This is a genomic window from Rhizobium sp. CF142 (genome assembly GCF_000281145.1).
In the GTDB taxonomy this organism is placed as follows: Bacteria; Pseudomonadota; Alphaproteobacteria; order Rhizobiales; family Rhizobiaceae; genus Rhizobium.
Genome location: NZ_AJWE01000028.1, coordinates 1 through 22,081, shown reverse-complemented (window position 1 = coordinate 22,081; position 22,081 = coordinate 1). Strand labels below are relative to the sequence as shown.

18 protein-coding genes and 2 tRNA genes are annotated in these 22,081 nt (G+C 59.1%); 11 read left to right on the top strand and 9 right to left on the bottom strand.

Annotated features, from left to right (window positions below; translation table 11 throughout):
• Positions 1 to 587: 587 nt before the first annotated feature.
• From PMI11_RS08615 to PMI11_RS08595, 5 genes are all read right to left on the bottom strand, one after another.
• On the bottom strand, positions 588 to 1,136 hold the full coding sequence (locus tag PMI11_RS08615) for a nuclear transport factor 2 family protein (protein WP_007815619.1): 549 nt from the start codon (positions 1,134 to 1,136) through the stop codon (positions 588 to 590).
• A gap of 69 nt (positions 1,137 to 1,205) precedes the next feature.
• Complete coding sequence (locus tag PMI11_RS08610) at positions 1,206 to 2,009, bottom strand: SDR family oxidoreductase (RefSeq protein ID WP_007815616.1); 804 nt, start codon at positions 2,007 to 2,009, stop codon at positions 1,206 to 1,208.
• A gap of 38 nt (positions 2,010 to 2,047) precedes the next feature.
• Complete coding sequence (locus PMI11_RS08605) at positions 2,048 to 2,449, bottom strand: GlcG/HbpS family heme-binding protein (protein WP_007815614.1); 402 nt, start codon at positions 2,447 to 2,449, stop codon at positions 2,048 to 2,050.
• Between the two features lie 169 nt (positions 2,450 to 2,618).
• On the bottom strand, positions 2,619 to 3,506 hold the full coding sequence (locus tag PMI11_RS08600) for a helix-turn-helix domain-containing protein (protein ID WP_007815612.1): 888 nt from the start codon (positions 3,504 to 3,506) through the stop codon (positions 2,619 to 2,621).
• 337 nt (positions 3,507 to 3,843) lie between these two features.
• A tRNA-Asn gene (locus PMI11_RS08595) sits at positions 3,844 to 3,918 on the bottom strand.
• A gap of 118 nt (positions 3,919 to 4,036) precedes the next feature.
• On the opposite strand from PMI11_RS08595, the gene PMI11_RS38010 reads away from it, so the two are divergent.
• Positions 4,037 to 4,330 (top strand): membrane protein, encoded by a 294-nt coding sequence (locus PMI11_RS38010; protein ID WP_037070970.1) that lies wholly within the window; start codon positions 4,037 to 4,039, stop codon positions 4,328 to 4,330.
• 82 nt (positions 4,331 to 4,412) lie between these two features.
• Here PMI11_RS38010 and PMI11_RS08585 read toward each other — a convergent pair whose 3' ends face one another.
• Positions 4,413 to 4,802 (bottom strand): KTSC domain-containing protein, encoded by a 390-nt coding sequence (locus PMI11_RS08585; RefSeq protein WP_007815611.1) that lies wholly within the window; start codon positions 4,800 to 4,802, stop codon positions 4,413 to 4,415.
• Between the two features lie 460 nt (positions 4,803 to 5,262).
• On the opposite strand from PMI11_RS08585, the gene PMI11_RS08580 reads away from it, so the two are divergent.
• Positions 5,263 to 5,336: transfer RNA gene (locus PMI11_RS08580), tRNA-Cys, on the top strand.
• A 70-nt stretch (positions 5,337 to 5,406) separates the two neighbouring features.
• On the opposite strand, the gene PMI11_RS08575 is transcribed toward PMI11_RS08580, so the two are convergent.
• Complete coding sequence (locus tag PMI11_RS08575) at positions 5,407 to 5,697, bottom strand: hypothetical protein (RefSeq protein ID WP_007815609.1); 291 nt, start codon at positions 5,695 to 5,697, stop codon at positions 5,407 to 5,409.
• Positions 5,698 to 6,169: 472 nt separating this feature from the next.
• Between PMI11_RS08575 and PMI11_RS08570 the strand changes: the two genes are divergently transcribed.
• From PMI11_RS08570 to exoR, 6 genes are all read left to right on the top strand, one after another.
• The gene (locus PMI11_RS08570; RefSeq protein WP_193385601.1) at positions 6,170 to 6,835 is read left to right on the top strand and encodes a protein-L-isoaspartate O-methyltransferase family protein; all 666 of its coding nucleotides are present in this window, start codon (positions 6,170 to 6,172) and stop codon (positions 6,833 to 6,835) included.
• 232 nt (positions 6,836 to 7,067) lie between these two features.
• Positions 7,068 to 7,949 carry a DUF2497 domain-containing protein gene (locus PMI11_RS08565; RefSeq protein WP_007815603.1) on the top strand — a complete coding sequence of 294 codons (882 nt, stop codon included), beginning with the start codon at positions 7,068 to 7,070 and terminating at the stop codon, positions 7,947 to 7,949.
• 119 nt (positions 7,950 to 8,068) lie between these two features.
• The gene (locus PMI11_RS08560; protein WP_007815600.1) at positions 8,069 to 10,912 is read left to right on the top strand and encodes a valine--tRNA ligase; all 2,844 of its coding nucleotides are present in this window, start codon (positions 8,069 to 8,071) and stop codon (positions 10,910 to 10,912) included.
• Between the two features lie 390 nt (positions 10,913 to 11,302).
• A complete protein-coding gene (locus PMI11_RS08555; RefSeq protein WP_007815598.1) occupies positions 11,303 to 12,583 on the top strand; it encodes an OmpP1/FadL family transporter in 1,281 nt (426 codons plus the stop codon).
• A gap of 302 nt (positions 12,584 to 12,885) precedes the next feature.
• Positions 12,886 to 13,275 carry a hypothetical protein gene (locus PMI11_RS36390; RefSeq protein WP_244430545.1) on the top strand — a complete coding sequence of 130 codons (390 nt, stop codon included), beginning with the start codon at positions 12,886 to 12,888 and terminating at the stop codon, positions 13,273 to 13,275.
• A gap of 22 nt (positions 13,276 to 13,297) precedes the next feature.
• Complete coding sequence (gene exoR, locus PMI11_RS08545) at positions 13,298 to 14,101, top strand: exopolysaccharide production regulator ExoR (protein ID WP_007815595.1); 804 nt, start codon at positions 13,298 to 13,300, stop codon at positions 14,099 to 14,101.
• Positions 14,102 to 14,119: 18 nt separating this feature from the next.
• Here the strand turns inward: exoR and xth are convergent, their stop codons facing one another.
• Complete coding sequence (xth, locus tag PMI11_RS08540) at positions 14,120 to 14,911, bottom strand: exodeoxyribonuclease III (protein WP_007815594.1); 792 nt, start codon at positions 14,909 to 14,911, stop codon at positions 14,120 to 14,122.
• 120 nt (positions 14,912 to 15,031) lie between these two features.
• Positions 15,032 to 15,364 carry an iron-sulfur cluster insertion protein ErpA gene (gene erpA / locus PMI11_RS08535; RefSeq protein ID WP_007815592.1) on the bottom strand — a complete coding sequence of 111 codons (333 nt, stop codon included), beginning with the start codon at positions 15,362 to 15,364 and terminating at the stop codon, positions 15,032 to 15,034.
• Between the two features lie 220 nt (positions 15,365 to 15,584).
• Between erpA and PMI11_RS08530 the strand changes: the two genes are divergently transcribed.
• From PMI11_RS08530 to PMI11_RS08520, 3 genes are all read left to right on the top strand, one after another.
• The gene (locus PMI11_RS08530; protein ID WP_007815590.1) at positions 15,585 to 16,802 is read left to right on the top strand and encodes a deoxyguanosinetriphosphate triphosphohydrolase; all 1,218 of its coding nucleotides are present in this window, start codon (positions 15,585 to 15,587) and stop codon (positions 16,800 to 16,802) included.
• Between the two features lie 62 nt (positions 16,803 to 16,864).
• Positions 16,865 to 18,622: an arginine--tRNA ligase gene (argS, locus tag PMI11_RS08525; RefSeq protein WP_007815588.1), complete on the top strand. Its 1,758-nt coding sequence runs from the start codon at positions 16,865 to 16,867 to the stop codon at positions 18,620 to 18,622.
• 62 nt (positions 18,623 to 18,684) lie between these two features.
• Positions 18,685 to 22,029 (top strand): SPOR domain-containing protein, encoded by a 3,345-nt coding sequence (locus tag PMI11_RS08520; protein WP_007815585.1) that lies wholly within the window; start codon positions 18,685 to 18,687, stop codon positions 22,027 to 22,029.
• Positions 22,030 to 22,081: the final 52 nt, after the last annotated feature.

The following is a 22,081-nucleotide window of genomic DNA, read 5'->3' as shown; positions in this document are numbered from 1 at the left end:
CTGATCTCTATAATTCCAACGGCGCGCGCCTCAATTAACCCTGGCAAATCATCCGGCAGGACAGGACAATTTCTAACGGGGTATCCGAGATCGGGATGACGAAGCGGATGAGTTCCTCGCAGAGCCGGTGAACAGGTAGCCACTCGAAATGATGCTTAGAAACGGCAACATGACCGGATGTTGCCGATCGTACATGGCGGTGTCTGGATCTACGGAAGCGGGACATCGGGACGATGGGTCGACGTGGCAGTTTCGGACTAAGAACCTTCGCCCAATCCATTATCCGACAGTTTCAAAACCGCCCCGGTTGCCGGGGCGTACTTCGTGCCTGCCGCGAAACGGTATTTGGCCCAGACGGCTTCGTCACCTACTTGCTGGAAGTAAAACTCGCGAAGGCAAGACCGGCTGCGAAGACCGCAAACGCCGCGACAACGCCGGCCACGATAATAATCGTCTCGGTTGGCATAGTAGTCTCCGTTGATTTCTAAAGGAGATTACGTCGCTTTCGGCCCCGGTCATTTGAGCGAGATCAAGTCCTGCTTGGACGTTTCTGACTGCGCCACTTTGGAACTGCGGTCGGTCCTGGCCTATTCGGATGGCGTCACACGGGTCCAGAACTCGTTGAACGCGACGGAATCGAAAAAGGCCGAAGCTCGGACGATGCGGTCGTCGCGCATGTCGAGGAACCAGGCATAGGTGTTGACGTAAGGTTTCCCGTCGCGGGCGATGCCGCGGGCATCGAAAAAGACGATCACGGTGTCGCCGTCGGCATAGACGTTGCGAATCACCGGCTTCAGCGGCGCCTTCATGCGGGCATTGAACGGGCGGATCACCTCGCGCAGAAACGCCTCACGGCTCGAATAGGTCTTCGATGCCAGCGAGTAGCCCTCGATCGTCCAGCGGGCGTCGTCGGCGAGGAGGTCATAGGGGCTGCCGGTGCCGGTCACCCAGGCGTCAAAGCCGGCCTCCACGGTTGCCTTGTTGCGGCGTTCGGTTTCGGTCAGCGCCTGTGGTGCTGCGCGCGCTTCCAGCCCTCCCAAGGTCAGGATAGTAGCGGCAATGCCGAGTGCTGCGTTGAAGATGCGGCGCGCGAGGGATCCCGGGCTGTGGGCGGTTGCGCTTGCAGTGATGGACATGGCTTCCTCCGGAGATTGATTGATGGCGACACCCGCTGATCGGGTGTCGCCTGCGCGGCTCTGCGCCGATCAGATCTGGTTTTCCCAGGCCTTGAGCTGATGCTCCTTCAGCATGTCTTCGATGACCTTCGGAACCACATTGCGAAACTTGCCTGTGTCGGCGGGGACGACCTCGACCATCCGGTCGATCATTTCCTGCGGGTCCATCTTGCCTTCAGGGGTGGCGAAGAAGTCGTTGAAGCCGTTGCGCAGATCTGCCCGCTTGGTGAAGTTCTTGCTGTCATCGAGCCAGCGGAACGGATTATCGGCCATCGTCTCATTGTAGCCGGTGTAGTAGGCGCCCGGATTGATCGTCTGGATCTTGATGCCGTAAGAACCAAGCTCCTGCTGCAGCGCTTCGGCGATCGATTCCAGGGCGTGCTTGGTAGAGACGTAGGTGCCCCAGTTGGCCGGGGTGAACAGGCCGCCCATCGAGGAAGTGAAGACCACTTTTCCTTTCTTGCCTTCGCGCACCCATTTCTGGACGACACCCTGGGTCAGTATCAGCGGCAGGAAGACATTGACTTCATAGTTCTTGCGGACGAGCTCGACCGGAATTTCCCAGACCGGGCCTGCCTCACCCATGCCCGCATTGTTCCAGAGCACGTCGAAATCCCAGCCCTGCGCCTGTTTGATGTCATAGGGGTCGGTGAGATCGAGGCGCTCGACGCGAAAGTTCTTCAGGCCGAGAGCGGCAGCTTCTTCGCGCAGCGGCGTGACCTGCGACGAAACCTGCGTGGTGGCGATGATGGTGTGGCCGTTCTTGGCCATGCCGATACCGGCGGCTCTGCCGAAACCGGACCCTGCGCCGGTGATGAGAATGGTCTTGGTCACAATAACGTCCTTTGATGGGCTTGGGGTTGAAAAGCATTTCAGGCGGCGAGGGCGGCCGCTGCAGCCTGGGCAATTTCGAGGTCCTGGGCGACGGCCCCTCCGGACACGCCGACCGCGCCGATCACAATTTTGCGTCCATCGGTGAGGGGAATGCCGCCGGCGAAGACGACGAGGCCGCCATTGGTCTGCTCCAGACCGAACGAGGTGCCGCCGGGTTTGCAGAATTCACCGATTGCTTCGGTGCGCATGGAAAACAGTGCCGCCGTGCGGGCCTTGTTAACGGCGATGTCAATGGAGCCCAGCAGGGCTCCGTCCATGCGCACAAACGCCTTCATGTGGGCGCCTGCGTCGAGGACCGCGATATTGGCTGGAACGCCGATTTCTCTTGCCCGCGCCTCGCCGGCGGCGATGACCCTACGGGCTTCGTCAGTGGTAATCATCTCCCTGTCTCCCTTTTCATTCGGGGATTAATGCTCCCCGTTCGATGAGACAGGTGTAGGCCGGAAGGCGCTTTGCGGTATTTCCATCTCTTGCCGCAGTATTTGCAGATCTTGCGCTCGGACTGGCGCACTAAGGGGGCCGGCGAACGCGTCAGGACGGCGGATATTGCTAAGAGGTGAAGAGCGTGCGGTACTGGCCAGGCGTCAAGCCGGTCATCTTGCGGAAGACGCGGGTGAAATTGGCCTGCGAGCCGAAGCCGGTGTCAATAGCGATCTCCACCAGCGAGGACTGCGCGAGTCGCAGCTTCTCCTTGGCCGCCTCGATCCGTCGCTGGGTGACGTAGCGATGCGGGGCGAAACCGGTGGCAGCGCGAAACACGCGGGAAAAGTGAAAGGGGCTGAGGCAAGCCTCGGCAGCAAGGTCTTCCAGCGAGATCTCCACCGCGATGCGAGCCTCGATGAAATCGAGAACGCGCCGCAGCCGTTTCGGATCGATGGCGGGTGTCCGCGTCGGCGGACGCCAGCGGGCGGACGAATAGGTGCCGAGCAAATGCGCCGCGAGAGCCAGCTGAATCCCGTCGAGAAACAGCCGGTCTGTCGCTTCCAGCTTTCGATTCAGCACGCTACGAAAGAGCTCACCGATCTGCAAGACCACCGGATCAGGGACACCGCCCGCATAGGCGAGCTGCACCTTGGCCGGGTCGATGTCGAAGTTCGAAAGCGCGCTCTCACCGACGAGCGATGGCGGCAGGAAGATGTGAAGGGATTCGGGCATGGTGCCGACGATCTCTACGCCGCTCTCATTGACACCGGCGGGACATATCCATGCGACGCCAGGGCGGGCGATCGCCTCCCGCCGGTGACCGTCGCCGGTCCACCTGATCTTCGACTGACCCGACAACAGGACTGCTATTTCCGTGCATTCGAGGGTGAGATCGACCTGCCAGCCCGGATCGAAATGCCGGAGTTCGACCTGCAGCCCGGAACATTCGACAAGCCCGCCCACCTGCTTGCTGGTCGGATATTTTCTGTCCCCTTGCGATGCGTCGAAATCCATGTCGCATCCTCGTCGTGAAGGCAGGTCTGGAAATTTGAACCATTCAGCATCGACGAGCCGATTGCCGCCGCCACGCTGCCATCTGCAATTCTATGTTGATTTATGAATGAAACTTCCGGACACGGGCCACGCTGATATCGCGAGCCCGCGCATTGCGATCAGGATTTTGACGAAAATTCAGGCGAGTGCAAGTGTCATAGCCCGAACTGCTGGTGTCAGCATCTTGGCCGTAGAACGATCACGATCTCGTTGGCTTGTCGGCGAAAACTACGGGGAATGTATCGAGAAAGCGCCTGCTTCGGAATATTCGACGAAAACAGGCGCTTATCTCTAAAACTGGCTCCCCGGGCCGGATTCGAACCGGCGACCTGTCGATTAACAGTCGAATGCTCTACCGCTGAGCTACCAGGGATCACCGCTTGGCCGCGGCGTGAGCGGGGTAATACAAATGCTTTCCCGATTTGCCAAGCAGTTTTTTCAAAAAAATGAAATCAGCTTGTATTCGCAGCGCTTGAGCCCATCTTTTGTGGATGGCTAGCAGGAAAAATGGGCCGAAAAAGGCCGGAGAAAAACGTTTCGGGATCGATCACAGGGATGGCAAGCTGGTTCTCGGCTCGCTGCGGGTGCCGATGCCGCGCTCGCGCATCGCACGCATGGCGACCGGAGCGTTGCTCATTTTCGGTGGCATTCTGGGCTTTTTGCCTGTTCTCGGGTTCTGGATGCTGCCGCTGGGCTTCCTCGTTTTATCCCACGACCTGCCGATAGCACGCAGATGGCGGCGACGCATTGCGGTCTGGTGGCATCGCCGAAAGCGCCCTGCGTGAAGTCGCCAAGGAAGCCCTAAGCGGCCATGTCGACGACGGGCGCTGATTGAACTGCCTGCCGGCAGATCGGTGGTGGGTTCAGTCACTGCGGAGAGACGGCGGGCCTTTCGCCAGAGGCTGGAGAGGTCGTGCCCGACTCTGTGATCTCCGACAGGTGGATTGGCAGCTCGCCATTTTCCTCAAGCGCCGTCGCCGTGATCACGAGTGCGCCGACGAGAATGATCAGCAGCTTTACCGCATTGGGGCTGAGGTTGGCTTTCCGCCACCAGCCGGTCTGAATACGCGAAGGCTCGAGGTAATATTTATAGTAAAATTCCGGATCGCTGGTTTCGACGAGATTGTCATAGATATGCGATGGCACCCCGATATGCCGGACTGGGCGGCGACCGGCGAATTTGGCATGAAGAACCTGGGTTTCTGGATCGTAGGATACGGCGCGGATCTGTTTGGAATTCAACGGCACCCAATTCATCTCTGCTCCTGTCTCTCCCACAGGCAGCATGGAATGACGATTCTGAAAGTCAAGTTAAGAATTCGTTACTAATGCTTGAGGATATTTTTCGAAGTTCCTAATATAAAGAAAGTGAAGGGGTTGTTGCGATCACAGATCACGCCTCCTGGATGAATATAAGTGATAGGCTAAACTCGTTGGGATATGCCTATTGTGCAATTCGGATAGCCTGGAGGTCTGTCTGAGCAGCTGTTAGCCTAATTGTTGTTCAACCGAGCGCGAATTTCCAGCAGAATGGGCCTTTTATCATCAGCTATGCGTGCGGCTGTCGCGGCGCCCTTCGAGACTGGATCGGTCCTTGTTGTGTAGGCGCCGGATGTGGCCGGAGTTTGAAATTGCAGGAAATGTTTTTGGAAAGCCCTCTTGCGATTTCCTTACGATCATTCTAAACGCTCGCCACGGCTAACATGACAGCCTGTGAGGCCTCGTGGCGGAGTGGTGACGCAGAGGACTGCAAATCCTTGTACCCCGGTTCAATTCCGGGCGAGGCCTCCAAAATTTCCACCGACATAGAAATCCGATCCGCTTCATACATGAGGCGCGGCATCGATCCGGCAGTCTCGCATCACCAGATGCCAGGAACCTGGGCGAAATCGAATTGGGCTGGCTTGATGCCGGTGAGGGAATAAAGCGCCCGCAATCCGCCGCTGCGCAGGCTCGCCAGATAGTCGGCGTCATCCTCTGCCGTTGGGTTCTCTATCTGCACATCTGGGCCGAGCAGTCGCTGCAAAGCCTGCGCCGAGATACGTGTGAAATTGCAGATGGCGCCGCTTTTGAACTTCACAAGCAGCAGCCGCGCTTCCGGATTGTAGTGAAGCGCTTCGATATCTGGCGATTGAATGGCGAATGTTTGCATGCGGCCAAACTAGCGAAAGCCGCGGTTGGCGCAACAATATGGTTGATATAGAGTTAATGGCGCAATCGACTGTGCCGGCTTGATCCGACTGGACGCCGAAATCTATTTCTCCGGCGCGCCGAGCAAGCGGCCAGGAAACTTTTACTGAGAGAGTACGATCTGTTCAGTTCATCTCGCGGTCCAGGAGCCCGCAGCAGAATATGCCGACGAGCGCCGCGCCGATGAAAAAGTCGAACAGCGTAAAATATTCCAGAATGGCAGACATGGCCTGCTCCTCCTCATTTCCTCCGGTTAGAACAGTATCATGAAATCGCAATTTACTCCACGCAGAAGTTGCAGCTATCGTTTTTCAGCTGTTGCATGCGGGAAGGGGTTTCCGGGATTCTTCAAACGGGTCTCCGGCAAGCCTTGAAAGCATCCGTGCCGGAGATTAAGAGACGGAAGACAGAACCGCTTTCATCGGCGAGAGGATATGATGGATTTCGAAGCAGCACGCGTAAAGATGGTCGACAACCAGGTCCGCACCACGGACGTTACCTCGCATTCGGTGCTGACGGCCTTCCTCACCGTCCCGCGCGAAGCATTCGTGCCGGAGAAGGCGAAGGTGCTGGCTTATATCGACAATGATATCGAAATTGCTCCGGCAACTGCCGGCAATCCGGGCCGTTTCCTCATGGAGGCGTCGCCGCTCGCCAAGCTACTGCAGCTCGCCGCCATCACCAAGGATGATGCCGTTCTCGAAGTCGGCGCCGGCACGGGGTACGCCTCCGCGCTGCTGTCGTTGATCGCGGGCTCCGTCGTGGCGCTCGAATCGGACGAGGCCCTTGCGGCTGAAGCAAAGGCAAATCTCGCCGGTTATGCAAATGTGCAGGTGGCGACTGGCCCGCTTGAGAAGGGCAATGCCGCCGGCGCTCCCTATGATCTGATCTTCATCAACGGTTCGGTTGAAGAGGTTCCTGCGGCACTTCTCGGCCAGTTGCAGGATGGCGGCCGTCTCGTTGTCGTGCAGGGTTATGGCAATGCTGCCCGCGCGAAGGTCTTCGTCAGCGAGCGCGGGGCTGTTTCCGAAAACGTCTTCTTCAATGCTTCGGTCAAGCCGTTGCCCGGTTTCGCCAAGGCTCGTGAATTCGTATTCTAAGGCGTTTCTACCGCCGATTTTTTTGAGCGGGCGCCGTGGGCGCCCGTTTTCGTTTCGGCTGTCTTAAAAGCCCTCACAGACTTCGCTTACACTTGGGTAACAAAACTGTGCATGGCTGCATTTGTTTGATTCGCGCTGATTTTTTTCCCCTTTGGGGTATTCTAAGGTCAGGGTGATTCGGGTGCATGCTCCACGCCATCCGGTCATTGTTTAAGGGACAACGGGGATAGATATGGCTCAGCCAGGTGTAGTGCGTGAACCGTCCATGGAAGAGATCCTGGCCTCCATTCGCCAGATCATCGAAAGCAATGAGCCAGGCGCCGGAAAGGCGATTTCCGCCTCGCTTCCTCCCGTTTACGGTGCGGAAGAGGACAACGACTCCGAAATCCATCTGACGGTTGACGACACCTATGCCGGCGTCGAGTTCCCGGAGCCGTCTGCGCTGCGTCCCGATCCACGTTTCGTCGCTGCAAATTCTGCCGGCATTGCGCCTGAGCCGGAAATGCCCGCCCGCGCCATGTCGCTTGCCGATGTCGCAGCCCGCGTCCGGGCTGCTTCAGAGCGTAGCGCCGTTCAGGCTGGTCAGGCTCTCCGTGATATGCCACAGGTATTCCGCGAACCGCAGCCGCAATTCGAGCCGCAGTCAGCTTATGAAACGCCACACGCCGCCGCTCCCCGCCCAGTCGAGCCGGCTCTGGCTCCCCGCGTTGCCCCCGTCCCCCACTATGCGCCCGAGCCTGCGCCGGTCTTTGCCGAGCAGCGCCTGCCCGAGGTTCCGCAGCCCGCGCTCGTCGAGGAGGCACCCATGCTTCCCGTCGTCGAACAGCGCGTCGAGCCGGTGGCCTTCCAGCCTGCCGAAGTTACGCCTTTGCGCGTAGCGGAAGAAGTTCAGCCGTCACTTCTGTCCCAGAATACTGGCCTGCAGGTTGCCCGTTCCTTCGAAGAACTCGCCGCTGCCATCGATGGCGCAGCCGAGCGCCGCTCGCTGGATGAGATTGCCGAAGACATGCTGCGGCCGATGCTGCGCGAATGGCTTGATGATAATCTGCCGACGCTCGTCGAACGCCTTGTGCGCGAAGAGATCGAACGCGTGGCGCGCGGCCCGCGCCGCTGATCGGAAACGCTTTTTCCAGACAAGAGCCGCTCCGGTCTCCGGGGCGGCTTTTTTATTGACTTGGCCGTAACCATCCTATTTACAAAACGCCCATCCTCGAACCTCGAATTGGTCAGAAAATGCTCGAAAAGACCTACGATTCCGCCGCCGTCGAACCGAAAATCGCTGCGAAATGGGATGAGGCCGATGCCTTCCGCGCTGGCGCCAATGCCAAGCCGGGCGCCGACAGCTTCACCATCGTCATTCCGCCGCCGAACGTGACCGGTTCGCTGCACATGGGTCATGCGCTGAACAACACGCTGCAGGACGTCATGGTGCGGTTCGAGCGCATGCGCGGCAAGGATGTGCTTTGGCAGCCAGGCATGGACCATGCCGGCATCGCCACGCAGATGGTTGTCGAGCGCAAGCTGATGGAACAGCAGCTTCCCGGCCGCCGCGAGATGGGCCGCGATGCCTTCATCGAGAAGGTTTGGGAGTGGAAGGGTGAATCGGGCGGCCTGATCTTCAACCAGCTGAAGCGTCTCGGCGCTTCCTGTGACTGGTCGCGTGAGCGCTTCACCATGGACGAGGGCCTGTCGCAGGCAGTTCTCGAAGTCTTCGTCACGCTCTACAAGGAAGGCCTGATTTACAAGGATAAGCGCCTCGTCAACTGGGATCCGAAGTTGCTGACAGCGATTTCCGACATGGAAGTCGAGCAGATCGAGCTCAAAGGCAATCTCTGGCATCTGCGCTATCCGCTGGAAGACGGCGTCACCTACCAGTATCCAATCGCTTTTGATGAGGAGGGCAAGCCCACCGAATTCGAAACGCGCGACTACCTCGTGGTTGCGACGACGCGGCCGGAGACGATGCTTGGCGATACCGGCGTTGCGGTTAATCCCAAGGACGAGCGTTACAAGTCGATCGTCGGCAAGCATGTCATTCTGCCGATCGTTGGCCGCCGCATTCCGATCGTTGCTGACAGCTATGCCGATCCGACCGCCGGCAGCGGCGCGGTCAAGGTTACGCCGGCGCATGACTTCAACGACTTCGACGTCGGCAGGCGCACCGGGCTGCGTGTCATCAACATCATGAATGTCGACGCCACGATTACCATCAAGGACAATGAGGATTTCCTGGAAGGTCTCGATCACCCAGCCGCCTTGCATGGCGCCTGGGACCGGCTGGAAGGCCAGGATCGTTTCGCTGCACGAAAGATCATTGTCGAGATTTTCGAGGAAGCCGGCCTGCTCGACAAGATCGAGCCGCATAAGCATATGGTTCCGCATGGCGATCGTGGTGGCGTGCCGATCGAGCCGCGTCTGACCGAGCAATGGTGGGTCGACAACAAGACCCTTGCCAAGCCTGCCATTGCCTCTGTTCGCGAGGGCCGGACAAAGTTCGTCCCGAAGAACTGGGAAAATACTTATTTCCAATGGATGGAGAATATCCAGCCGTGGTGCATCTCCCGCCAGCTCTGGTGGGGGCACCAGATTCCGGCCTGGTATGGCCCGGATGGTCAGGTTTTCGTAGAGAAGACCGAAGAGGAGGCACTGCAGGCCGCCATCCAGCACTACCTGTCGCATGAAGGACCGATGAAGGCCTATGTCGAGGACCTGCTTGAGAACTTCAGGCCGGGCGAGATTCTGGTACGTGACGAAGACGTGCTCGACACCTGGTTCTCCTCGGCCCTCTGGCCGTTCTCGACACTTGGCTGGCCGGACAAGACGCCCGAACTGGAGCGATATTATCCGACCAGCGTTCTTGTCACCGGTTTCGATATCATCCCGTTCTGGGTTGTTCGCATGATGCAGATGGGCCTGCATTTCATGAAGGATGAGGACGATAACCCGGTCGAGCCGTTCCATACCGTCTATATTCACGCTCTGGTGCGCGACAAGAACGGGCAGAAGATGTCGAAGTCCAAGGGCAACGTCATCGACCCGCTCGAACTGATCGACGAATACGGTGCCGATGCGCTGCGCTTTACCCTGGCGATCATGGCAGCCCAAGGCCGCGACGTGAAGCTCGATCCGGCTCGCATCGCCGGCTACCGCAATTTCGGCACCAAGCTCTGGAACGCCACGCGCTTTGCCGAGATGAACGGCGTTAAGAGTGATCCGCATTTCGTGCCGGAAGCAGCCGAACTCACCATCAACCGCTGGATCCTGACGGAGCTTGCCCGAACGGAACGTGACGTTACGGAAGCTCTTGAGGCCTACCGCTTCAACGATGCCGCCGGGGCGCTCTATCGTTTCGTCTGGAACCAGTTCTGCGACTGGTATCTCGAACTTCTGAAGCCGGTCTTCGGCGGTGAAGACGAGGGCGCGAAGGCCGAAGCTCAAGCCTGCAGCGCCTATGTTCTCGAAGAGATTTACAAGCTGCTGCATCCCTTCATGCCCTTCATGACCGAAGAGCTGTGGGCGCACACGGCGGGTGAGGGCCAGGAACGTGACGGCTTGCTCTGCCACGCCGAATGGCCGTCGCCGTCTTATGCCGACAATGCTGCGGCCGATGAGATCAACTGGCTAATCGACCTCGTGTCCGGGATCCGCTCTGTACGTTCGGAAATGAACGTGCCGCCATCGGCCACCGCGCCGCTCGTTGTCGTTGGCGCCAACAGCCTGACGCGTGAACGGCTGTTCCGCCATGACGCGGCGATCAAGCGCTTGGCGCGGGTCGAGGGTATTTCGCTAGCGGAATCTGCACCGAAGGGTGCTGCTCAGATCATCGTTGCAGAAGCGACCGCCTGCTTGCCGCTTGGCAATCTGATTGATCTCGCAGCGGAAAAGAGCCGCCTCGAAAAGGCGATTGCGAAGGCCGAGGGCGAGATCGCCCGCATCGACGGCAAGCTGTCGAATGAGAAGTTTGTCGCCAATGCCAACCCGGAAGTGGTGGAGGCCGAGCGCGAGCGTCATGCAGAACTGACGAGCCAGATCGAAAGCCTGAGGACTGCTCTAGCGCGAGTTAGCGAAGCAGGATAATCGCGGGTAACGAGTATATTATTCCTGAAGGCGCGTTCCCTTGGAGCGCGCCTTTTGCGTTCAAAAGTATGATGATTCTATTAAATTAGGCCTGTTAGGGCCGCTACCCCTGTGGATATCACTCATTTGGGGCATGTTGCGCGCGAAAACTGACACTGTTGTCTGTTTGATACAGCTTCGACTCTTGATGGAAAAAGAATCTAACTAAGCCCTAAAAATCCACAGATGGAAGAATAGAATTTTATCCATCCGATTTTTTGACGTGCCCGTCAATTAGTTACGTAAATTAGTCATAACGCAACTTCGCGTCGCAGCGGAGCGCCTCGTTGCGATTTGTTAAGTTCACTAGCACAGTGTGATTACATCAATTGCTTGAGTGGGGGAGACACAATGGCAGCGCGTATGTTTTCCAGGGGCGTAACATCGCTCGTTATTCTTTCGGCGCTCGCTTCACCGTCCTTTGCGGGTGGTCTGGAGCGCGGCGGCTATAATATCGATCAGTTGTTTGATACGTCGCCTTTTTCGTTCCAGTCAGGCATCCTTTACGTGTCACCGCAGCGCAAGCTTAAGGACGCTCGTGACACGAATCCCTCGCCATTGACCGGTGGCGGCAATCTGAACAACCGTTCGAGCACTGCTGACGAGACCACGAACTATACGATCCCTTATTTTGGGTTCAAGGCTGGCTTTGCCGATGCGGTCGATTGCCTTGTCGACTATTCGGAGCCCTTCGGAGGCCATTCCGATCCCGGCTTGAACTGGGCTGGCGCCAACAACAATATCGAGACGGAGATCAAAACCCGTAACTATGGTGGCACCTGCTCCTATCGCTTCGATGTCGGTCCGGGACAGCTTCGCTTCATCGGTGGCGCCTTCTATCAGGAAGTCGAAGGCTTCAAGGAGCGCCTGGTTTCGACGGCGCCGATCGCCTTCGGCACGGGCAACGGCATTGGTCGCCTCGATCTCGAAGACAATGGCTGGGGCTGGCGCGCCGGTCTCGCTTACGAGATCCCAGAATATGCGATGCGCGCGAGCCTCGTCTATAACAGCCGCGTAAAGTACGACAACCTCACGGGTACGGTGGATCTCACTCAGGTTACTGGACCCGTTGCGCCGCTGAATGCCGCTCCCTATGGAAGGGTGACGCCCGTCTTCGGTTCCGCCGAAGCGCCGGATTCACTCGAACTGAAGTTGCAGAGCGGTATCGCTCCGGATTGGCTCGCTTTCGGTTCGGTCAAATGGACGAACTGGAGTGTGCTGCAGTCCGTGCCTTTCTGCCCGACATCGACAAAGGGCGTGATCGCCTGCACCTCTGGCGGTAAGACGGAACTGACCTCACTCGACCTTCTCTATCGCGACGGCTGGACCATCACCGGTGGCGTCGGCCACAAGTTCAATGACCAATGGGCAGGCGCCGTCAGCCTGACCTGGGATCGTGGCACCAGCCAGGGCTATGGCGCTCAGACCGATAGCTGGACACTCGGTGTCGGTGCAGCCTTCACGCCGACCGAGCACATCGAATGGCGCGTCGCCGGTGCCGTCGGTGTGCTGACGAGTGGCTCGTCTGGCGTCGTGACACAAAATGGCGTCACGTTTGGAGATGATGTCTCCTATTCCTTTGGCAACGATCTGGTTGCTGCGCTATCGACCAGCCTAAAGGTCAAGTTTTAATTCCCTGATTTGAAGAATTGAGGAGCCCGGCAGTGCCGGGCTCTTCTTTGTTTGCCGCTCTTAATCATTCCATCTTCTCGTCTCGTTTTGTGACGATTCAGCAACACTTTTTTACGACGGTTCGCGTATGGTGTCGGCGGGGCGAATTTGTCCATTTCCCGCCACAAAGAGGGCGCAGCGCTATTAGCGGGCGAGGAGATGACAAGCGTAGGGTGTGCGTAAGCAGTAGCATGGGTCGAATTTTTTCCGGTAACGCCAGACATTGCGACAGCAGGGACGAGAGGCCAGCGGCAGCAGCCGTTTTGCTTTTCGCCAAAGGCATTTCCGGCCGGAAATCCGCCCCTTCGGTAGTGTTGCAGATTTACTCGTTTCAATCATTTTCAGTCTCCCGGCATGAAGCTTCGTTCTACACGGAAGGGTGCGATACCGGTTTGGTCACATTTGCTGTTTACGAAGACGATAAAGGCGGACGGGTGGGGACCTGGGTCGCGAAAGGAGTACCGCAGGCATCACATGCGAGCCGTGCCGGAAGCCGGATGGTTCACAAGGATGTGCTGGTTTTGAAAGAGGGGCATGGGGCTGGAAGCGACGCGGGTAAAGGGGCCTTGGAGCCCGCCGCGGGATCGCTCGCCTGGAAGGAATGCATCCACGCGGGCAGAACGGCGAAAAAAGCCGCCGCCAGGCGTCTGTGATGAACGAAAGAAACCGGTAGAGATGGTAACGTCCGAGTTCAGATTGTTCAAATTCATGCTGCTCAGCATGTCGATGGCCGTTTCGCTGGCCTTAGCCTGTCCGGTCCTGGCATTCGACATCAAGACGGGCGTGACCAAGGAATCAGGCCCCTTCGATCTCTTCAAATTCGGTTTCAAAGCTTACAAGAACGGTCAGAAGGAAGAGGCGGTCGAGGCCTATAAATACGCCGCCGAAAAGGGCCACACCGGTTCGCGCTGGGCGCTCGCCAATATGTATGCTGACGGCGATGGTGTCGCGCAGGACGATTTCGAAGCCTTCAAGATATACAGCGAGATTGCGCAGCAGGGCGTCGAGCCTGGCTCGGAGGATACCGGCTTCTTCATCAACGCACTGCTGTCGCTTGCCAACTACTACAAGCACGGCATTTCCGGCAGCCCGGTGAAGATCGATCTCAATCAGGCCCGCCAGCTCTATTTCCAGGTTGCCTCCACCTTCGGCGTTCCCGAGGCGCAGTTCCAGCTTGCGCAGATGATGCTGGCTGGCGAGGGCGGCAGCGCCAACGTCAATCAGGCCAAGAAATGGCTCAATCAGGCCCGCAAGAGCGGCCATCCCGGCGCTATGGCGGTCTTCGGCAACATCCTCTTCGATGAAGGCCAGTCTGCTCGCGGTCTCGCGCTGATGACGGCAGCTCTCGACCGCTGTAAGCCGAAGGATTGCAACTGGATGCAATCGCTTCAGGAAGATGCCTTCTCGATCGCCAGCGAAGCCGATCGGCGCACGGCCGTGTCCCTGTCGCACACGATTGCGAGCGGCTCGGACGACTAAGTTTCAGAGCTTTAAATCTCAGGCAGCGAAATCAAAGTAAGCGACGACGGGCACGTGGTCCGACGGCTTCTCCCAGGCACGCACATGCTTTTCGATCGCCGCTGACGTCATGCAGTCGGCTGCTTCCGGCGACAGCATCAAATGGTCGATTCGAATGCCGTTGTTCTTCGGCCAGGCACCGGCCTGATAATCCCAGAAGGAATAGAGTGCCGTCGCATCGGTTGCCGAACGCACCGCATCGACGAGACCGAGATTTTCCAGCCGGCGGAAGGATTGGCGCGTCTGCGGCAGGAAGAGTGCATCGCTTTCCCAGACCTTCGGGTCGAAGCAGTCATGCGGCTCGGGTATGACATTGTAGTCGCCGGCGAGGATAAAAATTTCCTCGTAGTCGAGACGCTCGGCCGCGAACTTCCGCAGGCGTTCCATCCAGGCGAGCTTGTAGGGATATTTTTCCGTTTCCGGCGGATTGCCGTTCGGCAGGTAGAGGCAGCAGACGCGCGCCACCTTGTTGCCGGGCAGGGAGAAGACAGCTTCAAGGAATCGCGCCTGCTCATCGAGCGGATCGCCCGGCAGGCCGCGGTTGACTTCGGATGGCGAGCTCTTGGAGAGAATGGCAACGCCGTTGAAGCCCTTCTGCCCATGCGTTTCCACATGATAGCCGAGCGCTTCGATTTCGAGCCGCGGGAAGCCTTCGTCGACCGTTTTGATTTCCTGCAGGCAGACGATATCAGGACTGGAATCCTTCAGCCATTGCGTGAGGTTGTCGATACGCGCCTTGACGCCATTGATGTTCCAAGTCGCGATCTTCATGGCTTCATCCTGCTCTCTGTGCTGAACGCTCTTTTATCGTGCTCCGGCGTCGGCGGACAAGACAAGAAACCGGCCGGAAGAAAATCTTCGGCCGGTTATCAATGGAAAGTAGTTCTTGGATCAGATCGCGAAGCTGGTGCCGCAGCCGCAGCTTGCCACCGCATTCGGATTCTTGATCTGGAAGGACTGGCCGAGCAGGTTGTCGACGAAATCGATCTCGGAACCCGCCATGTAGACCAGCGAGAGACTGTCGATCAGCACCTTGGCATCATTCTTCTCGACGACGATATCGTCGTCGGCTGCGCCATCCACAAGATCGAATTTGTAGGAAAAGCCGGAACAGCCGCCGCCTTCGACGGAGACGCGCAGCGCGCTCTTGCCGGGATCGCTGCCGACGATAGCGGCAATACGCTTTGCCGCGGCATCGGAAAGGGTTACATTCACTTCAGTCATTTTTCCTCCTGCCGGGGTCAAGATCCGGAGAGAATCTCATTTGGACGTTTGAAGTTCAAACGCATGATATCAAAGAAACTTATCATGATCCTCCCGTAAAGGACAGGATCTGGCGAAGCGGTCGACAAAGCGCCTCTTTGCCGTTTCTATAAGCTATAGGTATGAAGAGCGGATAGCGGCGTCAATGGGCAAGGCTGCAACGCGTTAGTGACGGTGAAGAATGAGCTTCGACAGGCATGCATTGGGTTTCGGTTATGGCGAACGGGCGGTCTATGCGGCAGATCCATGGAATTCGCGCGGGCGTCTCTATCACGAGAGCGGCAGCCCGACGCGTTCCGATTTCCAGCGAGACCGCGATCGCATCATCCATACGACCGCCTTTCGCCGGCTGAAGCATAAGACACAGGTTTTCATCGCCCAGGACGGCGACCATTACCGCACCCGCCTGACGCACACGATAGAGGTAGCACAGATCGCCCGCGCGCTTGCCCGCGCCCTGAAGGCTGACGAGGACTTGGCCGAGGGTGTGGCGCTCGTCCACGATTTCGGCCATACGCCCTTCGGCCATACCGGCGAGGATGCGCTGCATGAAGAACTGCTGCCCTATGGCGGCTTCGACCACAATGCCCAATCCTTGCGCATCGTCACTAAACTCGAACGGCGTTATGCCGAATTCGACGGCATCAACCTGACCTGGGAAAGCCTCGAAGGCCTCGTCAAGCACAATGGTCCGCTGCTGACGGCCGATGGCGTCGGCACGCGTGGACCGGTGCCGCAGCCGATTCTTGACTATTGCGAGTTGCACGATCTGGAGCTTGCGAGCTATGCAAGCCTCGAAGCCCAGGCAGCAGCGATTGCCGATGATATCGCCTACAATACCCATGACATCGATGACGGCCTGCGCTCGGGCTACCTGAATTTCGAGATGCTGGAGGAAATTCCGTTTCTTGCCGGGCTAATGGCCGAGGTAAGGGAGCGCTACCCGCATCTGGAGCCGAGCCGCTTCACCCATGAAATCATGCGCCGGCAGATCACGCGCATGGTCGAGGATGTCATCGGTGTGGCGCAGAAGCGCCTGGCAGAGCTGAACCCACAGAGTGCCGATGATATCCGCAAGGCCGATCATGTGATTGCAACCTTTTCGGATGAAATGGCCGAGACTGACAGGCAGATCAAGGCGATGCTCTTCAAGCGCATCTACCGGAATGCCGATATAATGCGCATCCGCGCTGGTGCCGCCCAGATCGTCAAGGATCTCTTCGGCGCCTACATGGCCAATCCCAAGGAGATGCAGAGCCATTATTGGGTCGACCATATCGCCGGCCTTTCCGATGCGCCGAAAGCGCGGCATGTCGGCGATTATCTGGCCGGCATGACGGACACTTATGCCATCAGTGCCCACAGGCGATTGTTTGACCACACTCCGGATTTGCGATAGGCAGCGGGCGCCCGGCAGCCGCCGGCAAACCTGTTGGCACAGCCCGTGCATGGAAAAGTGCAATGAACCTTTTTACCGATTTTGAAGCCAGGATTAAAAACGCCCTTGAACAGCTCGATCTGGTCAAGGAAAAGCGATCCGAGCTCGATTTCGGCCGCATTGCCGTAGAGCCGCCGCGTGATGCGAGCCACGGCGATGTGGCGACCAACGCCGCCATGGTGCTTGCCAAGCCGCTTGGCACCAATCCGCGTGCACTGGCCGAAATCATCATCGCCAAGCTGCAGGAAGACACCGATGTCGCCGAGGTTTCGGTCGCCGGCCCGGGCTTCATCAATATCAGGCTCTCCGTAGGCTACTGGCAGCGCCTGCTGAGCGCGATGATCCAGTCAGGCACCGGCTACGGCCGCTCGGGACTGGGTGAGGGCAAGAAGGTCAACGTCGAATACGTCTCGGCCAACCCGACGGGCCCGATGCATGTCGGCCATTGCCGCGGTGCCGTCGTCGGTGATGCGCTGGCAAACCTGCTTGCCTTTGCCGGCTACGATGTCGTCAAGGAATATTACATCAACGATGCCGGCTCGCAGATCGACGTGCTCGCTCGTTCCGTCTTCCTGCGTTACCGCGAGGCGCTCGGCGAGAAGATCGGCGAGATTCCGTCTGGTCTCTATCCCGGCGACTATCTGGTCCCGGTCGGAGAATCGCTTGCTGCCGAATATGGCGTGCGCCTGCACAACATGCCGGAAGAGCAGTGGATGCCGATCGTCAAGGATCGCGCCATCGAGATGATGATGGTGATGATCCGCGAGGATCTGGCCGCTCTCAACGTCCATCATGATATCTTCTTCTCCGAGCGCACGCTGCATGCCAATGGCGCGGCTGCCATTCGCACGGCGATCAACGACCTGACCTTCAAGGGCTACGTTTATAAGGGCACGCTGCCACCACCGAAGGGCCAGCTTCCCGAAGACTGGGAAGACCGCGAACAGACGCTCTTCCGCTCGACCGAGGTCGGTGACGATATCGATCGTGCGCTGATCAAGTCGGACGGTTCCTATACCTATTTCGCCGCCGACCTCGCCTACTTCAAGAACAAGTTCGACCGCGGCTTCGACGAGATGATCTATGTGCTTGGCGCCGACCATGGCGGTTACGTCAAGCGTCTCGAGGCGGTTGCGCGCGGCGTTTCCGATGGTAAGGCGAAGCTGACGGTGCTGCTTTGCCAGCTCGTCAAGCTCTACCGTGACGGCGAGCCGGTGAAGATGTCGAAGCGGTCGGGCGATTTTGTCACATTGCGCGATGTCGTCGAAGAAGTGGGGCGTGATTCGGTCCGCTTCATGATGCTTTACCGCAAGAACTCGGAGCCGTTGGACTTCGATTTCGCCAAAGTAACGGAACAATCCAAAGATAATCCGGTCTTTTACGTGCAATATGCGCATGCGCGTTGCATGTCCGTCTTCCGGCAGGCGAGGGAAGCCTTCCCGGATCTCGCCCCGACACCGGAGCTTTTGGCGCAATCCGTTGCAGGCATTACGGATTCTGCCGAATTGCAGCTGATTGCCAAGGCTGCGGAATTCCCGCGTATCGTCGAAAGTGCAGCCCAATCTCAGGAGCCGCATCGCATCGCATTTTACCTCTATGATCTTGCCAGCGCCTTCCATGCCCACTGGAACAAAGGTAAAGATCAGACTGAATTACGATTTGTTAACGATAAGAACCGAGAATCAAGTATTGCCAGACTTGGGCTGGTGTACGCTGTCGCGTCGGTTTTGAAGTCGGGACTTGCCATTACAGGTACTGCCGCACCGGACGAAATGCGATAACGTCACCATTTCCCCACAATGCGCTGGCATTGAAGTGTTTGCGTTTTTTGAGTGGGATGGGCATGGCTGATAAACGACTTGCGTATGACGCGCGCGGTAAAGACGATATGTTTGCCGACGATGATCCGTTGGCTGAACTTGCTCGTATCGTCGGCTTTGAACCTCGAATCGCGGCCAATACTGTAGATGAGCCTCAGCGGCAGGAGCCGGTCCTCAATCTCGAGGACGAGCTTCTCCGTGAGTTCGAGCGTTACGATGCGCCGCGTCCCCTGGCTGATCTCGATCATCCGGCCGAGTCGATCGCTCAGGAAGTCGAAACTTACGACTATGTCGAGCCGGTCCACGAGGACGTGCCCTCCATCGGTGAAGAGCTCGCCCCGTCGGTTGTGTCCGATTTCGAGACGCTTGTCGTCGAACCCGAATTTCCTGAGGAAGCTGCCGTAGCTCCTGAAGTAGCCGCGCCTGAACGGGTCGCAGCCGAATGGGAAGTGCCTGTCGCTGCCAATTGGGCTCCTGCTCCGTCGAAGCCCGTCGCTGTTCTCGCAGAACCTCCGGTTACCTTCACGGCCTACGGTGGCGCCCGCGATCTGATCGAAGAGCTTGAGCTTTCGATCGGCGGCGCTCTTCCTGTCGCTCCGGCCGTTCAGCCGCCGGCGAAGGCGCCGCAGTGGTCGGCTGCCAGCATCCGTCTGCCGCTCGCCAATTTTCACGCGCCGCGTCGTGAAGAGCCGGTCCTTTCCGAGCCGGTCATCGAGACGCCGGTTATCGATACACCTGTTATTGAGCCGGCTCAGGCTCCGGTTGAGGCCTTCGTCGACGAGTCCGAGTTTGTTGCCGAACCGGAATTGACGGTCGAACCCGAAGTAGTTGCTCCTGAGGTAATTGAAGAGCCTCTGGCGGTCGCCGCCGTTGAAGCGGCAGATTTCGAGCCGGTTGCAGCCTCCTTCGGTTTTCCGGCCGAGATTGATCGCCATGAAGACGTCGCCCTCCCAGAAGAGCCTGTCGCAACGTTTGAAGATGTTGCTGCCTTCGAAGCGCCGGCCGAGCCTGACAATGCCGGTTTCGATCTGATTGCAGCCGCCGCCGAAGGCGACGTCCATGCCGATGCAGCCTTGACGGAAGCGCCGCCGGAGTCGGCCTTCGATGCGGATGCCTTTGATCTCGACGATCTCCTGGCGGATGTTTCCCGTTATCCGGTGCCGCAGCGTGCCGCTGCCCCCGTCGTGTCCGAGCCTGTTGCTGCGGCGCCCGAGCCGGTTGCCACGCCACCGGCGCCGCAGCCGGTCGCGGCTCCTGCCACGCCTGTTTTCCAGGCCTCCGTCTTTGAGGCGCCGGTCTTTGAGGCCCCTATCTTCGAAGCGCCTGTCTTCGAAGCGCCCGTTGCTCGTGCACCGGCTCAGCCGACCGTGATTGCGCCCGTGCCGATGAGCCGTGCGACGCCCGTTCTTCGTCAGCCCGAAGCACCGAAGCCGGTCGTTCGGGAGCCGGTGGAGCCGGTTTCGCAGCCTATCGCGCCAGCGCCGGTCGTCGCGCGTCAGCCGGAACTGGAGGCTGAAGATCCTTTTGCCGGCCACGATTTCGAGTTGGATCTCGCCGGCATCGAGCTGGAGCTCGCCGATCTCGACTTCTCCGAGCAGCCGGCTCCGCAGTCGAAGCCCGAGCCCGTGCGTGCAGCGCCCGTGGTCGCAGCGCAGCCTGCGCCGCGGCTGCAGCCGCAATCGGCACCGGTTTTCGTGCCGGAGCCGCAGCCTGCTCCGGTGAGCTACGCCAAGCCGGCGCCGGCAAGCGAATCCACCGACGATCTGCCCTTCGATCCCTCGATGATCTCCGATCCGGAAGATCGTCCCGAGACGGTCGAGGACATGCATGTTCCGACACTGCCGCCTGTCGAGCATACGGAGCCGGTCGCCAAGACCGCCGACTTCGATTTCGATCTCGATGCCGAGATTGCAAGCTTCTTCGAGCCCGCCAAGCGGCAGGAAAAGGCACCGGTCGCCCCTGCCTGGGCGCCCCCGGCCGCTGCTGCAACGGCCGCCGCTGCGGCCAAGCCGGCAAGCACCGCCTTCGCTGACGGTCTTGATGATTTCGAACGCGCGTTGGAAGAGGACTTCCGTCGCAGTGTGCGCGAGCCGGTTGAGCGCCGCGAGAACGTTTCCGAAGTCCATATCGAATCCGCAAGCCGGACTGCCGATTTCAACCGCGCCCGCTCCATGCGCCGCCTGCTGGCTGCAGCCGCCATGCTGGTCGTTTTTGTCGGCGGCGCTTACGGCATCTACAGCTGGGTGTCCAACGGTGCCGGCCTCAGCATCGCCGGCTCCGGCGAGCCACGCGTCATCACTGCCGACAAGGATCCGGTGAAGGTCGCTCCCGAAAATCCGGGCGGCAAGACCGTGCCGAACCAGGACAAGGCCGTCTATGATCGCGTCGCAGGTGCAGCCGAAGAGCCGAAGCAGAAGGCTCTGGTCTCCTCCGACGAACAGCCGGTCGATGTCGTCCAGCGCACGCTGACGCCCGAAGTCTCGCCTGATGACGATGAAGGCAGTGGCGATTCCGTGCTGCCGACTGCCGTCGGCGAGACGCAGGATCCGCGCCTGCTGCCCGACCATAACGCGACCGCGGATGCTGCCGCTGCTGATGACGATGCAACGCCGTCCGTCTCGCCGCGCAAGGTCCGTACGATGATCGTCAAGCCGGACGGCACGCTCGTTGCCCGCGAAGAGCCGGCGCCTGCCGAGCAATCCGCACCGGCCAATGAGGTGGCATCGGCAACGCCCGCAGCCCAGCCGGCCGCGACGCCGTCTGCTGCAAGCTTCCCGGCAAGCAACGGCAATCAGGCTGCGTCAGCCGCTCTTCCGCCTGCCGGAACGGCGCCTGCAGCTCAGACGGCCAAGGTGGCTGAGGTGAACGCCGCCAACGCAAACCAGGTTGATCCGCCGGTTCGCGCAGTCAAGACGACACCGATCACCGATACAGCGTCGGCTGCACCGACCGATACGGCGCCTGTCCCGACGGCCCGCCCGGCCGAACAGCCGGTTAATGTCGTCGGCACGGTAACCGAAAACGGCAATGTCCGCCCGACGGCTCAGCAGAAGCCGACACAGGTCGCTTCCGCGCCGGCAGCAGCCGCTATCCCGCCGGCACAGCAGGCTCCGGCCGCCGCAAGCGGTGGCTACGGCATCCAGATCGCATCGCTGCCGTCAGAGGATGAGGCAAAGAAGTCCTACGCCAGCCTGTCGAAGAAGTTCGCTGGCGTGCTTGGTGGCCGCGCTTACGAAATCCGCAAGGCCGATATTGCCGGCAAGGGCACTTTTTACCGTGTCCGCATCCCGGCCGGCTCGAAGGATGAAGCTGCCGCCCTCTGCGAAAAGTTTCGCGCTGCCGGCGGAAGCTGCCTGATCTCCAAATAAGCCCTTTGGCTTTCTCCATTGCAACGGCGGGCCTGTCCCGCCGTTCTTTTTT

What these genes read in the sequence shown, in the direction of transcription:
- PMI11_RS08605 (WP_007815614.1), bottom strand. Translation starts at nt 2,449, where the DNA reads ATGATTACCACTGACGAAGCCCGTAGGGTCATCGCCGCCGGCGAGGCG.
- PMI11_RS08530 (WP_007815590.1), top strand. Translation starts at nt 15,585, where the DNA reads ATGAGCTTCGACAGGCATGCATTGGGTTTCGGTTATGGCGAACGGGCG.
- erpA (WP_007815592.1), bottom strand. Translation starts at nt 15,364, where the DNA reads ATGACTGAAGTGAATGTAACCCTTTCCGATGCCGCGGCAAAGCGTATT.
- PMI11_RS08565 (WP_007815603.1), top strand. Translation starts at nt 7,068, where the DNA reads ATGGCTCAGCCAGGTGTAGTGCGTGAACCGTCCATGGAAGAGATCCTG.
- xth (WP_007815594.1), bottom strand. Translation starts at nt 14,911, where the DNA reads ATGAAGATCGCGACTTGGAACATCAATGGCGTCAAGGCGCGTATCGAC.
- PMI11_RS08560 (WP_007815600.1), top strand. Translation starts at nt 8,069, where the DNA reads ATGCTCGAAAAGACCTACGATTCCGCCGCCGTCGAACCGAAAATCGCT.
- PMI11_RS08600 (WP_007815612.1), bottom strand. Translation starts at nt 3,506, where the DNA reads ATGGATTTCGACGCATCGCAAGGGGACAGAAAATATCCGACCAGCAAG.
- exoR (WP_007815595.1), top strand. Translation starts at nt 13,298, where the DNA reads ATGGTAACGTCCGAGTTCAGATTGTTCAAATTCATGCTGCTCAGCATG.
- PMI11_RS08555 (WP_007815598.1), top strand. Translation starts at nt 11,303, where the DNA reads ATGGCAGCGCGTATGTTTTCCAGGGGCGTAACATCGCTCGTTATTCTT.
- argS (WP_007815588.1), top strand. Translation starts at nt 16,865, where the DNA reads ATGAACCTTTTTACCGATTTTGAAGCCAGGATTAAAAACGCCCTTGAA.
- PMI11_RS08570 (WP_193385601.1), top strand. Translation starts at nt 6,170, where the DNA reads ATGATGGATTTCGAAGCAGCACGCGTAAAGATGGTCGACAACCAGGTC.
- PMI11_RS08520 (WP_007815585.1), top strand. Translation starts at nt 18,685, where the DNA reads ATGGCTGATAAACGACTTGCGTATGACGCGCGCGGTAAAGACGATATG.
- PMI11_RS08575 (WP_007815609.1), bottom strand. Translation starts at nt 5,697, where the DNA reads ATGCAAACATTCGCCATTCAATCGCCAGATATCGAAGCGCTTCACTAC.
- PMI11_RS08615 (WP_007815619.1), bottom strand. Translation starts at nt 1,136, where the DNA reads ATGTCCATCACTGCAAGCGCAACCGCCCACAGCCCGGGATCCCTCGCG.
- PMI11_RS08585 (WP_007815611.1), bottom strand. Translation starts at nt 4,802, where the DNA reads ATGAATTGGGTGCCGTTGAATTCCAAACAGATCCGCGCCGTATCCTAC.
- PMI11_RS38010 (WP_037070970.1), top strand. Translation starts at nt 4,037, where the DNA reads ATGGCTAGCAGGAAAAATGGGCCGAAAAAGGCCGGAGAAAAACGTTTC.